The organism is Bauldia sp. (genome assembly GCA_037200845.1).
In the GTDB taxonomy this organism is placed as follows: Bacteria; Pseudomonadota; Alphaproteobacteria; order Rhizobiales; family Kaistiaceae; genus DASZQY01.
The window spans coordinates 2521788-2533545 of the sequence record JBBCGQ010000001.1 but is presented as its reverse complement, the minus strand read 5'-3'; the positions used below and the strand labels follow the sequence as shown (position 1 = coordinate 2533545).

Genomic DNA, 11758 nt, shown 5'->3' with positions numbered 1-11758 from the left:
TTGCTGTGCCCTAGCTGACGGCGCGCTGGCCGACAGCGGCGCGGCGGCCGAGCGCCACCACGACGACTACGGCCAGCGCGAAGCCGATCATCTCGCCATCGACGGCTTCCTTCAGGAACAGCGCGGCCAGCCCCATCGAGACGAAGGGCTGCACCAGTTGCAACTGGCCGACGCGTGCCACCCCGCCTGTCGCCAGCGCCACGTTCCAGAAGGCGTAGCCGATGAACTGCGAGATCGCGCCGACGTAGATCAGGCCGATCCACGCCGGCAGCGGCACGCTCGCCGCGTCTGCCGGCCACAGCGCCACCGTCACGACGACGGCGAAGGGCAGCGCCATCACCAGCGCCCAGGCGATCACCTGCCAGCCGGCCATGGCGCGCGACATCACGCCGGACAGCGTGTAGCCAACGCCGGTCAGCGTCACCGCCAGCGCCAGGAATATGTCGCCGGTGACGATGGCGACGTTGCCGTCGCGCAGCGCGAAGGCGGCGACCAGCCCGGCGCCGGCGAGGCTCAGGATCCAGAAGAATAGGGAAGGGCGCTCGCCGGCCAGCGGCACCGCGGCGACGGTGGTGGCGAGCGGCAGGAGACCCAGGATGACGCTGCCGTGCGCTGCCGGCACGGTGACCGAGGCGATCGCCATCATCGCCGGAAAGCCGATGACGAGGCAGGCCGAGATCAGCGCCAGCCGGGCGGTGTGCTCGCGCGGAAAGCGCGGCCGGTTCACCGCCAGGGTGCCTAGCGCCAGCACGCCGCCGATGGTCGCGCGCGCCGCGGTGACGAACCAGGGATCGAGATACGCAACGGCAATGCGTGTCGCCGGCAGCGAGCCGCCAAACATGACGACGGCGACAAGGCCGAGCAGGAGGCCAAGGGTGCGGCTGTTCTGAAGCATCGGTGTAACGAAGGCATAAAGCGTCGTGGCGGCCCTGTCTCGCACGGCCGGCGCGATTCGCCTAAGCTTCCAGCCATGAGCTTGTGGAACTGGATAGGTCAGGCGGCCGAGAGCGGCGTCGATGCGCTGGGCGCGCTGCTCGCCAAGACCGGGGCGCTGTTCGGGGCGATCCCGGATGCAGCGACGCGGCGCCAGGTCGCCTTCGCGACGGCGCTCATCGCGCTGTCGGCCAAGATGGCGAAGGCCGACGGCGTCGTGACGCAATCCGAGGTCGCCGCCTTCCGCAACATCTTCAGCATGCCGGCGGGCGAGGCGGGCCATGTCGCCCGCCTGTTCGATCTCGCCAAACGCGACGTCGCCGGCTACGACGCCTACGCGCACCGCGTCGCGACGCTCTACGCCGACGACAAGGCGACGCTCGAGGACGTGCTCGACGGCCTGTTCTTCATCGCCAAGGCGGACGGGGCGGTCCACGAAGCGGAGCTGGCGTTCCTGGAATCGGTGGCGGAAATTTTCGGCATCCGCGGCCCGGCGTTCGAGCGGGTAGCGGCGCGCCATGTCGTCGGGCCGGAAGGCGATCCGTACATGGTGCTGGGCGTCGGCCGTCACTGGCCGCAAAGCAAGATCCGGTCGCAGTACATAAAACTTGTCGCCGAAAATCATCCCGACCGGTTCATCGCGCGCGGCTTGCCGGCCGACTTCATCGCCATAGCCAACGACCGGCTGGCGACGATCAACCGCGCCTATGAGCAGATCGAGCGCCAGCGCCGCGCGGCGACGGCGGGGGCCAACTGAGGATGGCGCTCGCGATCGAGCACAGCCCGTCGCCCAACCACGGCGAACGCGCGCCGGGCAAGCCGGTCGACATGCTGATCCTCCATTACACCGGCATGATCTCCGACGAGCGGGCGCTGAAGTGGCTGTGCGATCCGGAGTCGGCGGTCTCCTCGCACTACTTCGTCTATGAGGACGGCCGGCTCGCCCAACTGGTCGACGAGCAGCGCCGCGCCTGGCACGCCGGGCAGTCTTCCTGGGCGGGTGAAACCGACGTCAATTCGCGCTCGATCGGGATCGAGGTCGCCAATCCCGGTCACCAGTTCGGCTACCGGCCGTTCCCCGAGGCGCAGATTGCCGCGACTATCGCGCTGTGCCGGGACATCCTTTCCCGCCATGCGATTGCGCCGGATCGCGTGCTGGCGCATTCCGACATAGCCCCAATGCGGAAAGACGACCCCGGCGAACTGTTCCCGTGGCAGACGCTGGCGGAGGCCGGCGTCGGCCTATGGGTTCCCGCGGAAACCATTAACGGGGGTCAAAGTCTCCGGTTTGGTGAACGCGGGGCGGGCGTCGAAAATTTGCGTGCCGCGTTGGCCAGCTACGGCTATGGCCTTGATCCCGGTAACGAATTCGACAGCGTTACCGAGGCGGTCGTAAAGGCGTTCCAGCGCCATTTTCGCCCGGAACGGGTCGACGGCATCGCCGATCGGAGCACAATTGCTACCCTAGGTAACCTTCTCGCAATGCGGCGAAATTAATCCCGCAAGGCAACATTTTCTTACAGTTAAGAGACGGTAAGTGACTTGGCGCGCCCCATTTCCGGGCGCTTTCCCCGATGGGTTCGCGGCCTCACCAAAACCATCGGGGAATGCCAAGACATGCGAAATGCCTTCCGTACCGTTTTTGCGTCCGTTTTCTTCCTAGCCATCGCCGGTGCCATCTCCTCCCAAGCACAAGCCGGCAATCCCGAAGCCTACGCTGCCCTCATCGCGACCCACGCGTCAGCCAACGGAATCCCGGTCGAACTGGCCAGGGCCGTGGTCCGCCATGAGAGCAACTTCAACCCGCGGGTAACGGGTCGGGCGGGCGAGATCGGCCTCATGCAGATCAAGCTGCAAACCGCCCGTGGCATGGGTTACACGGGCACCCGCAAGGCGCTCTACGACCCGGCGACCAACATAAAATGGGGCATGAAGTATCTCGGCCAGGCGCAGCGCCTTGCCGGCGGATCGCAGTGCGGCACGCTCTCGCGCTACAACGGCGGCCTCTACACCAAGCGGCTGATCAAGGGTTACTGCCGCAGCGTGGTCGCCAAGCTCGAGATCGGCGCCCGCGCCAAGCACGCCAAGGCGATCCGCGTCGCGGCGGTTGCTCCGTCGAGCGTGCGGGGCAACGCCACGGTCGCGAACGACAACACCGGCGGCGGCAACCTTTTCCAGGTCTTGCTCGCGTCGCTGCAGTAAGCCTCAAGCAAACGCCAACCAATCCGCCGGCTTCGGGTTGACCCGGGGCCGGCGGACTGCCATCTGCACTGTCGTCAGTAGGCCGGACGGCCGCTCCGGCAAGTTCCGAAAGGATGCCGGGGAGGAAAGTCCGGGCTCCATGGAAACACGGTGCCGGCTAACGGCCGGCGAGGGCGACCTCAGGGAAAGTGCCACAGAGAGCAGACCGCCCGCCGGCGCAGCTTCGCTGCTACGGCGTGGCAAGCCCTTCATCGGGCGCGTCACGACGGAGCCCCGCAAGGGGCGAAGGCGGGTAAGGGTGAAAGGGTGGGGTAAGAGCCCACCGCGGCGCTGGTAACAGGGCCGGCATGGCAAACCCCACCGGGAGCAATACCGAATAGGGACGACGGAGGTTCATAGCCTCAGGCCTGTTTTCTGGCTGGTCGTCCGGGTAGGTAGCGCGAGATGCCGGGCAACCGGTGTCCAAGAAGAATGGCCGTCACGCGGCGGGCAACCGCCGCCGTACAGAACCCGGCTTACAGGCCAACTGGCACATTACGATGAGGGGCCGTCGTCCGAACAGGACGGCGGCCCCACCCGTTTTGGCCGGGAATTATTCCCGCGGCTTGCTACCCTGCCGTGCTAAGAAAGCGATGCATGAGCAGGCAACCGCCAACCCTGAAAGGCTTAATCAGTTCGGTCGGCGACCAGATGTTGGGAGCGGCGTGTTGGTTTGCCGTTCCGCTTGTTCTGCTCTTCGCGCGCGTCCCAATTCCCTATGTCGTTTTGGGAGCTTTTGCGCAGATTGCAGCAGTTGTCGCGCTTTCAAGCTTCTTTCAGCGCCGTCGAGCAACGTCGCGAAGCCACCTCAGCTTCCAGAGCATCGAGGCGGAATTTTCGGATTCCGGATGGGAACGCGACGCGATCGAAGCGGCGTACCTGGATATTTCCCGCGATCGGGGCCATCCGGTCCAAAGATACGATTTGATTCAGAAGACCTTGGGATTTCTTCCGGAGGACTTCGCCTCGCTAGCGCGGAGCAGATTGAGCGAACTTGGCGTGCCCGACCTGGATACGTCCGCGTATGCGAAAGCCTCGAATGACGTAAGGACCGTGGACGACTACGTGGGTTTCCTTTCCCACGTGATCCGTCTGGAACGGGAAAAGAAGGGAGCGCCGGAATAGCTCGAGCGTTGCGCGCGGTTCAGGCTATTCGCGCGGCTCGTCGAGGGTGGCGTCGATGGCGAGGATGGCGGCTTTGAGCGCGCGGAGATCGTCGCGGATGACCGCATAGAGGATGCCGTTGATGACATCGCGGTATTCGTGACGCAGAACATTGCCTATCGCCCGGATTTGGTGCCAGCGCACTTCGGGCCGGGAATCGCAGAGCTCCTGCGGAATGCGTCGTGCAGCTTCCGACATGATTTCGATGCTGCGCTTGACAACCTTCTGCAGGCGTCGATCGCTGTCATAGTCGCCCAGCGACTTGCCTTGCATGATGCCGTCGATGTCAGCGATTTCGCCGAGGATGTCATTGAGATACGGACGGACCAATTTCCGCACGCTCAAAATATCCTTATCGCATCGCTCTCAGCGAATTTCCGAAACTCCGGTCGGATGCCCTTGCGAATCGAGACATCGACCTTGGTCGCCAGACGCTCTTCCAGCTCCTGCTGAATGCCAACTAGGTCGAGGAGTGAAAATCGTTTTCCTTCGTCATACTCGATGAACACATCGACATCGCTATCCGCTGTCGCCTCATCCCGCGCCGTCGATCCGTACAAATAAAGCGCGGTCGCGCCGAGTGCCCTTACGGCATCGGCGTTCTCCTTCAGCTTGGCGATGGCGGTGTCGCGGTTCATGGCACCACTAATATAAGCGGCGACCAGTTTCGGCACCATTAGCGGCCCCGTCCAAATTGGGACGCACGCCGTGCCACCGGCCGAACGGAATCTTAAGCCTAACCGTCTTTGATCATGGCCAGGCGCCGGGTCTGGTGACCGCGTACCGGCGCCGTTTTTCCTTTTGTTGTCACGGGTTTCCATTGACGGCCCGGAAAATCCCATGGTATCCCATGAAATCCCGGAAATTGGCGGCTTAGGCCGGCCCTTCCGGCCCGTTCCGGCAGGCGGGCTCACCCGGGATCATGGAGTCACGGGCGAGGGCGATGGACGAGTTCGTTTCCACATTCACCAACCGGCTGGACGCCAAAGGTCGCGTTTCGATACCGGCGTCGTACCGGACCGTGCTGGCGGTCGATGGCTTCGACGGACTCTATTGCTGCCCGACGCTGGATCGCCAGGCAGTGGACGCGGGGGGAAACCGCTTCCGGGCGACGATCGGGGCGAGCCTCGCCAACTTCGAGCCGTTCTCGGAGGATCACGAGTTGCTGTCGACGACGCTGATCGGCGAGAGCGAGATCCTGAAGATCGACGGGGACGGGCGCGTGGTGCTGACGGACGCGCTGAAGGCGCACGCGGGCATCGCGGACAAAGTCACGTTCGTGGGGCAGGGCTACAAGTTTCAGATTTGGGAACCGGACCGTTTTGTCGCCTACCGGGAAGAGGCCAAGAACCGGTTGCGCGACATACGGAAGCGGCTCGGCCCAAGCCACCGCGCGACAGGCGCAAGTCAGAGGACGGAAGACTGATGGCGGGTCGCGGCACACCGAGCGGCGGTGTCGCTGGCGGACTGGCTCGCCATGTTCCGGTTCTCATCGAGGAGGCCCTTGGGTTCCTCGCGCCTGTCGCCGGTGGACTAATCATCGACGGGACGTTCGGGGCAGGGGGCTACACCGAAGCCATCCTCGCCACCGGTGCCTCGGTCATCGCCATCGACCGCGACCCGACCGCGATTGCGGCGGCGGAGCCGCATGAGCGGCTGACGCTGGTCGAAGGCCGCTTCTCCGACCTCGACGAGATCGCGCGGGCGCATGGCCACGAGCGCGTCGACGGCGTCGTGCTCGACGTGGGCGTCTCCTCCATGCAGCTCGATACGGCGGAGCGCGGCTTCTCCTTCCGCAACGACGGCCCTCTCGACATGCGCATGGGCGACGAAGGGCCGACGGCGGCCGATGTCGTCAACCAGATGGAGCGCGGCGACCTTGCCCGCGTCATCGCGGTGCTCGGCGAAGAGAAGAAGGCGCGGCTGGTGGCGGCCGCTATAGACCGGGCCCGTTCCGGCGGCCCCATCGCGACCACGACCGACCTTGCCGAGATTGTGTCGAAGGCGATCGGCCGCGGCGGTGCCGACAAGATTCATCCCGCCACGCGGACGTTCCAGGCGCTGCGCATTTTCGTCAACCGCGAGCTGGAGGAGCTGGCGCAAGCGCTGGCCGCCTCCGAGCGGATATTGGGCGAGGGCGGCCGGCTGGTCGTCGTCTCGTTCCACTCGCTGGAAGACCGCATCGTGAAGCGCTTCCTCGCCGACCGCTCGGCGGAGAAGAGCAGCGGCTCGCGGCACGTTCCGGAAGCAATCGTCGCGCCGCCGACGTTCACGCTGCTCGCCAAAAGCGGCGTCGAGCCGTCCGAGCGCGAGGTGCGCGCCAACCCGCGCGCCCGTTCGGCGCGCCTGCGCGCTGCGCAGCGCACGGCGGCGCCGGCGCGTGCCGTCGATGAATTCGAGTTGGGTGTCCCGGCGTTGCCGTCGTTCGGTTCGGGGAGGGCGTAAATGATCCGCCGCATTTTCAATTTCGTGCTGCTCGCCGTGATGATCATCGGCGCCACCGTCACCTACGACCTGAAGCACAAGGCCGAGATGGCAGCCGACAAGGTGGCGCGCCTGCAGACCGATATCGCCAAGGAGAAGGACAAGCTGGCGCTGCTTCGCGCCGAGTGGAGCCTGCTGACGCAGCCGTCGCGCCTGCAGTCGGTGGTCGACAAATACGCCGATCACTTCCAGCTCCAGCCGTTCTCGCCGAAGCAGATCGCCAGCATCGGCGAGATCCCGCTGCGCAAGGTGTCGGCGCCGATGCCGGCCGGCGAGACGCTGGCGCGGCTGGCTTCAGGGGAGCAGCCATGAACCCGAAGCCGCAGACCGCCGACGGCATGCGCGGGCGCATCCGCGTCGCCGCCGTCATCTTCCTGCTGGCGTTCGGCGTCGTCGTCGGCCGCCTGATCATGTTCGGCCTGACGCCTGCCCCTAACGAGGCGGCCGGCGTCGCCGCCAATGCCGGGCTCGCCACCTCGCGCCCCGATCTGGTCGACCGCAACGGCGAGATCCTTGCCACCGACATCAAGATGTCGTCGCTCTACGCCGAGCCGCGCAACATCCTCGATCCGGACGAAGCGACCGAGCTCCTGTCGAGCGTGCTGCCCGACCTCGACGCCACGGCGGTGCGCCAGAAACTCGCCACCAACGCCGGTTTCGTCTGGATCAAGCGCGAGATCACGCCGGACCAGCAGCGCCAGATCCATGAGCTCGGCATCCCGGGCATCGGCTTCATCTCCGAGTCGCGCCGCTTCTATCCGGGCGGGCCGACTGCCGCGCACATCGTCGGCCTCGTCAACGTCGACAACCAGGGCATCGCCGGCTTCGAGAAATACGTCGACGATCACGGCCTCGCCGATCTCCACTCAGCCGGCTTCGCGACGACCGAGGACATCGCGCCGGTTCCCTTGTCGATCGACGTGCGCGTGCAGCACATCGTGCACGACGAACTCGCCGATGCGATGGTGCGCTACAAGGCGCTGTCGGCGACGGGCGTCATTCTCAACGCGCACACCGGCGAAGTGCTGGCGATGGTGTCGCTGCCGGACTACGACCCCAACAACCCGGTCGACGCGCACGATCCCGATCGCCTCAACCGGATGACTGCCGGCGCGTACGAGCTGGGCTCGGTGTTCAAGAGCTTCACCTTCGCGATGGCGTTCGACTCAGGCGAAGTGAAGATGAGCGATGTCATCGACGCCTCGACGCCGATCCATATCGGCGGCTTCACCATCCACGACTTCCACGCCAAGTCGCGGCCGCTGACCGTGCCGGAAGTCTTCATCTACTCGTCCAACATCGGCGCCGCGCGCATGGCGATGAAGGTCGGCAAGGAGGAGCAGCAGGCGTACCTGCGCAAGCTCGGCCTGCTTACCCGCCTGCAGACCGACCTGCCGGAGGTGGCGAGCCCGATCCTGCCGCCGCGCTGGACCGACCTCACCGCCATGAACGTCGCCTTCGGGCAGGGCATCGCGGTCACGCCGATGCAGACCGCCGTCGCCGACGCCGCGCTGGTCAACGGCGGCTACCTCATCCCGCCGACCTTCGAGCCGCGCACCATCGAGCAGGCGCGGGCGCTCGCCGTGCAGGTTGTGAAGCCCACGACCAGCGACCAGCTTCGCTATCTGTTCCGCCTGAACGTCGAGAAGGGGTCCGGCAAATCTGCCGATGTCCCGGGCTATATGGTCGGCGGAAAGACCGGAACGGCCCAAAAAGTCATCGACCGCCGTTATTCCGACAATCATCGGATCAATTCCTTCCTCGCCGCATTCCCGATCGACGATCCGCAGTACGTCGTTCTGGTAGTGCTTGACGATCCGCAAGCCGAGAAACAGGGTGCGGGTTCTACCGCCGGCTCGAATGCGGCACCGGTGGTAGGCGCGATTATCCGCCGTTCGGCGGCGCTGCTCGGGGTCGAGCCGCGTACTGACACTGAACTGAGCCCCCTTCTGGTGTCGAACTAGTTTCGCCGCCGGCCGGGAGCGTATGACTTGAACCGCACAACCGGGTTTCGGCGACCGCAATGCTCCTTGAGGACCTCGTCCCCTCCGATGTGACCGTGCCCGAGGGCGCCGGCAGCATCGATATCAAGGGCGTTTCCGCCGACAGCCGGACGATCCAGGCCCAGTCGCTGTTCGTCGCCGTCGCGGGCACCAACACCGACGGCACGCATTTCGTCGCCAATGCCGTGACCAGGGGCGCGGTCGCGGTACTCGCCGCCACCGACGTGCCGGTGGTCACGACCGTGCCGATTCTCCGCGCCGCCGATCCGCGCCGGGCGCTGGCGCTGATCGCGGCGCGCTTCCGTCCCTTCCAGCCGACGCATCTGGTCGCCGTCACCGGCACCAGCGGCAAAACATCGGTCGCCGATTTCGCGCGCCAGATTTTCGCCGCCGACGGAAACCAGGCGGCCAGCATCGGCACGCTCGGCGTGGTCACCGCGTCGGGCACCGAGTACGGCACCATGACGACGCCGGATCCGGTCGCGCTGCACACGCTGCTCGACGAGCTGGCCGAGCGCGGCATCACGCATGCGGCGATCGAGGCGTCGAGCCAGGGCCTCGACCAGCGCCGCGTCGACGGGCTGAAGCTCGAGGCGGCGGCGTTCACCAATCTCGGCCGCGACCACATGGACTACCACCCGACGGTGGAGGCGTATCTCGCCGCCAAGCTGCGCCTGTTCGACACCGTGCTGCCGGCCTCCGGCGTTGCGGTCATCGACATGGACGGCACGCACGCCGCGGCGGTCGAGAAGGTCGCCAGCGATCGCGGCCAGATCCTCATCCGCACCGGCAAGGCGGGCGAGGAACTGAAGCTCGTTTCGCGCATCCCGAAAGGCTTTCGCCAGCAGCTCATCGTCAGCGCCTTCGGCAAGGAGCGCGAAGTGATGCTGCCGCTCGCCGGGGCTTTCCAGGCGTCAAACGCGCTGGTCGCGGCGGGCCTCGCCATCGGCGCCGGCATCGATACGCTCGACGCGCTGGATGCGCTCGCCGAGCTCAAGGGCGCGCCCGGGCGGCTTGAGCTGATCGGCTCCAAATCCAACGGCGCCATGGTGTTCCTCGACTATGCCCACAAGCCCGACGCGCTGGTCAGCGTGTTGCGTGCGCTCCGCCCGATGACAGAGGGCGTGCTGTTCGTCGTCTTCGGCGCCGGCGGCGACCGCGACGCCGGCAAGCGGCCGCTGATGGGCGCCGCCGCCACCGCCAACGCCGACGTCGTCATCATCACCGACGACAACCCGCGCTCGGAGGACCCGGCCGCGATCCGCAAGGCGATTGCCGACGCGGCGCCGGACTCGATCGAGATCGGCGACCGCGGCGAGGCGATCCGGCGTGCGGTCAAGATGCTGGGTGCCGGCGACGTGCTGGTGGTCGCGGGCAAGGGCCACGAGACTGGGCAGATCGTCGGCGGCAAGACGATCCCGTTCTCCGACCGCGATACGGTGGTGGCGGCGCTCGCCGCCGAAGAGGCGGCAGCATGAGCGCGCCGCTGTGGACCTGGGACGCATTCCTCAAGGCGACCGGCGGACGCCGCCTCGGCGGCGCGCCCGACGCCGTCACCGGCATATCGATCGACACGCGCACCATCCAGCCGGGCGACGCGTTCTTTGCGATCAAGGGCGACGTGCACGATGGCCACGACTTCGCGCTGATGGCGCTCGCCAAGGGCGCGGCGACGGCGGTGATTGCCGACAGCCGCCTGTCGGGCCTGGCGCGGGCCAAGGGCTGCCTCACCATCGTCGATGACGTCATGGATGCGCTGCGCGATCTTGGCATCGCGGCGCGCGTGCGCTCCACTGCGGGCATCGTCGCGATCACCGGCAGCGTCGGCAAGACCAGCACCAAGGAGATGCTTGCCGCGGCGCTGATGCCGGACGGGGACGTGCACTATTCGCCGGCCTCGTTCAACAATCACTGGGGCGTGCCGCTGACGCTGGCGCGGATGCCGGCGTCGGCCAGGTATGGCGTGTTCGAGATCGGCATGAACCACGCCGGCGAGATCGAGCCGCTGGTCAAGATGGTGCGGCCGACCATCGCGATCGTCACGACCGTCGAGCCGGTGCATCTCGAATATTTCAAGACGGTGAAGGACATCGCGCGCGCCAAGGCCGAAATATTTCTCGGCATCGAGAAGGGCGGCGCGGCGATCCTCAATCGCGACAATCCGCACTACACGCTGCTCGCGAAGCTCGCCAAGGAAGCCGGCGTCGAGCGCATCGTCTCCTTCGGCGAGCACAAGAAGGCGGACCTGCGGCTCGACGAAGTCTGTCTCAAGCCGGAATGCAGTTGCGTCTCGGCAACGGTGCTCGGCGAAGCGGTATCGTACAAGCTGGGCTCGCCCGGCCGCCATCTCGTGCAGAATTCGATCGCGGTGCTGGGGGCGGTGTCGCTGCTCGGCGCCGACATGGCGAAGGCGTGTCTCGCCTTCGCCTCGATGCGGCCGCCGAAGGGCAGGGGCGAGCGCCACAAGCTCGTGTTCCCGCGCGGCGGCGAGGCGACGCTGATCGACGAAAGCTACAACGCCAACCCGGCCTCGATGCGCGCCGCCATCGCGACGCTCGGCCAGGCCGAGGTGAAGAAATCGGCGCGCCGCATCGCGGTGCTCGGCGACATGCGCGAGCTCGGCAAGGACGGCGCCAAGATGCACGCGGCGCTCGCCGAGGCGATCGAGGCGGCGCGCGTCCACGCCGTCTTCCTCGCCGGCCCGCTGATGCGCTCGCTGTGGGATGCGCTGCCCGCCGGCGTCCGCGGCGGCTACGCGGAGACGGCCAAGGAACTCGAAGGCGCCGTCATCGGGACGCTGGCGCCCGGCGATATCGTCATGGTCAAGGGCTCCAACGCCAGCCGCATGGGCCCACTGGTCGAAGCCATCAAGGCGCGCCTTGCTCCTGCGCAGGCGACGCTCGAGGACAAGCAGGAACAGGAAACCGCCTAAG

General features: G+C 66.5%; 12 protein-coding genes, 1 other RNA gene and 1 pseudogene. 11 read left to right on the top strand and 3 right to left on the bottom strand.

Features of this window, described 5'->3' with window-relative positions:
• Nucleotides 1-10 precede the first annotated feature (10 nt).
• Nucleotides 11-895, bottom strand: coding sequence for a DMT family transporter (locus WDM94_12585; GenBank protein ID MEJ0013430.1), 885 nt, complete (start codon nucleotides 893-895; stop codon nucleotides 11-13).
• A gap of 75 nt (nucleotides 896-970) precedes the next feature.
• Between WDM94_12585 and WDM94_12580 the strand changes: the two genes are divergently transcribed.
• The 5 genes and pseudogenes from WDM94_12580 to WDM94_12560 all read left to right on the top strand — a co-directional run bounded on the left by WDM94_12580 (nucleotide 971) and on the right by WDM94_12560 (nucleotide 4299).
• Complete coding sequence (locus WDM94_12580; GenBank protein ID MEJ0013429.1) at nucleotides 971-1690, top strand: TerB family tellurite resistance protein; 720 nt, start codon at nucleotides 971-973, stop codon at nucleotides 1688-1690.
• 2 nt (nucleotides 1691-1692) lie between these two features.
• Nucleotides 1693-2430: an N-acetylmuramoyl-L-alanine amidase gene (locus WDM94_12575; GenBank protein MEJ0013428.1), complete on the top strand. Its 738-nt coding sequence runs from the start codon at nucleotides 1693-1695 to the stop codon at nucleotides 2428-2430.
• Nucleotides 2431-2646: 216 nt separating this feature from the next.
• A pseudogene (locus WDM94_12570) lies at nucleotides 2647-2955 on the top strand (transglycosylase SLT domain-containing protein).
• Nucleotides 2956-3209: 254 nt separating this feature from the next.
• An RNA gene (gene rnpB / locus WDM94_12565) (RNase P RNA component class A) lies at nucleotides 3210-3669 on the top strand.
• A gap of 102 nt (nucleotides 3670-3771) precedes the next feature.
• The gene (locus tag WDM94_12560; GenBank protein ID MEJ0013427.1) at nucleotides 3772-4299 is read left to right on the top strand and encodes a hypothetical protein; all 528 of its coding nucleotides are present in this window, start codon (nucleotides 3772-3774) and stop codon (nucleotides 4297-4299) included.
• Nucleotides 4300-4323: 24 nt separating this feature from the next.
• On the opposite strand, the gene WDM94_12555 is transcribed toward WDM94_12560, so the two are convergent.
• Both WDM94_12555 and WDM94_12550 read right to left on the bottom strand, forming a co-directional pair.
• Nucleotides 4324-4677 (bottom strand): HepT-like ribonuclease domain-containing protein, encoded by a 354-nt coding sequence (locus WDM94_12555; GenBank protein ID MEJ0013426.1) that lies wholly within the window; start codon nucleotides 4675-4677, stop codon nucleotides 4324-4326.
• Nucleotides 4678-4679: 2 nt separating this feature from the next.
• Nucleotides 4680-4976 carry a nucleotidyltransferase domain-containing protein gene (locus tag WDM94_12550; GenBank protein MEJ0013425.1) on the bottom strand — a complete coding sequence of 99 codons (297 nt, stop codon included), beginning with the start codon at nucleotides 4974-4976 and terminating at the stop codon, nucleotides 4680-4682.
• A 305-nt stretch (nucleotides 4977-5281) separates the two neighbouring features.
• On the opposite strand from WDM94_12550, the gene WDM94_12545 reads away from it, so the two are divergent.
• Genes WDM94_12545 through WDM94_12520 form a run of 6 tightly spaced genes read left to right on the top strand, consistent with a single transcriptional unit; the run spans nucleotide 5282 to nucleotide 11757 of the window.
• The gene (locus tag WDM94_12545; GenBank protein MEJ0013424.1) at nucleotides 5282-5764 is read left to right on the top strand and encodes a division/cell wall cluster transcriptional repressor MraZ; all 483 of its coding nucleotides are present in this window, start codon (nucleotides 5282-5284) and stop codon (nucleotides 5762-5764) included.
• Nucleotides 5764-6783, top strand: a complete 1020-nt coding sequence (gene rsmH / locus WDM94_12540) for a 16S rRNA (cytosine(1402)-N(4))-methyltransferase RsmH (protein MEJ0013423.1) — start codon at nucleotides 5764-5766, stop codon at nucleotides 6781-6783. Before WDM94_12545 ends, rsmH begins: the two co-directional genes overlap by 1 nt.
• Nucleotides 6784-7134 carry a hypothetical protein gene (locus tag WDM94_12535; protein MEJ0013422.1) on the top strand — a complete coding sequence of 117 codons (351 nt, stop codon included), beginning with the start codon at nucleotides 6784-6786 and terminating at the stop codon, nucleotides 7132-7134.
• The gene (locus tag WDM94_12530; protein MEJ0013421.1) at nucleotides 7131-8786 is read left to right on the top strand and encodes a penicillin-binding protein 2; all 1656 of its coding nucleotides are present in this window, start codon (nucleotides 7131-7133) and stop codon (nucleotides 8784-8786) included. The genes WDM94_12535 and WDM94_12530 overlap by 4 nt, the downstream gene beginning before the upstream one ends.
• Nucleotides 8787-8845: 59 nt before the next feature.
• Nucleotides 8846-10303 carry a UDP-N-acetylmuramoyl-L-alanyl-D-glutamate--2,6-diaminopimelate ligase gene (locus tag WDM94_12525; GenBank protein MEJ0013420.1) on the top strand — a complete coding sequence of 486 codons (1458 nt, stop codon included), beginning with the start codon at nucleotides 8846-8848 and terminating at the stop codon, nucleotides 10301-10303.
• Nucleotides 10300-11757 (top strand): UDP-N-acetylmuramoylalanyl-D-glutamyl-2,6-diaminopimelate--D-alanyl-D-alanine ligase, encoded by a 1458-nt coding sequence (locus WDM94_12520; GenBank protein ID MEJ0013419.1) that lies wholly within the window; start codon nucleotides 10300-10302, stop codon nucleotides 11755-11757. The genes WDM94_12525 and WDM94_12520 overlap by 4 nt, the downstream gene beginning before the upstream one ends.
• Nucleotide 11758: the final 1 nt, after the last annotated feature.

Excerpts from the sequence above, each read along its gene's own strand:
- WDM94_12585 (MEJ0013430.1), bottom strand. The coding sequence starts at position 895 with ATGCTTCAGAACAGCCGCACCCTTGGCCTCCTGCTCGGCCTTGTCGCC.
- WDM94_12580 (MEJ0013429.1), top strand. The coding sequence starts at position 971 with ATGAGCTTGTGGAACTGGATAGGTCAGGCGGCCGAGAGCGGCGTCGAT.
- WDM94_12575 (MEJ0013428.1), top strand. The coding sequence starts at position 1,693 with ATGGCGCTCGCGATCGAGCACAGCCCGTCGCCCAACCACGGCGAACGC.
- WDM94_12560 (MEJ0013427.1), top strand. The coding sequence starts at position 3,772 with ATGAGCAGGCAACCGCCAACCCTGAAAGGCTTAATCAGTTCGGTCGGC.
- WDM94_12550 (MEJ0013425.1), bottom strand. The coding sequence starts at position 4,976 with ATGAACCGCGACACCGCCATCGCCAAGCTGAAGGAGAACGCCGATGCC.
- WDM94_12545 (MEJ0013424.1), top strand. The coding sequence starts at position 5,282 with ATGGACGAGTTCGTTTCCACATTCACCAACCGGCTGGACGCCAAAGGT.
- rsmH (MEJ0013423.1), top strand. The coding sequence starts at position 5,764 with ATGGCGGGTCGCGGCACACCGAGCGGCGGTGTCGCTGGCGGACTGGCT.
- WDM94_12535 (MEJ0013422.1), top strand. The coding sequence starts at position 6,784 with ATGATCCGCCGCATTTTCAATTTCGTGCTGCTCGCCGTGATGATCATC.
- WDM94_12530 (MEJ0013421.1), top strand. The coding sequence starts at position 7,131 with ATGAACCCGAAGCCGCAGACCGCCGACGGCATGCGCGGGCGCATCCGC.
- WDM94_12525 (MEJ0013420.1), top strand. The coding sequence starts at position 8,846 with ATGCTCCTTGAGGACCTCGTCCCCTCCGATGTGACCGTGCCCGAGGGC.
- WDM94_12520 (MEJ0013419.1), top strand. The coding sequence starts at position 10,300 with ATGAGCGCGCCGCTGTGGACCTGGGACGCATTCCTCAAGGCGACCGGC.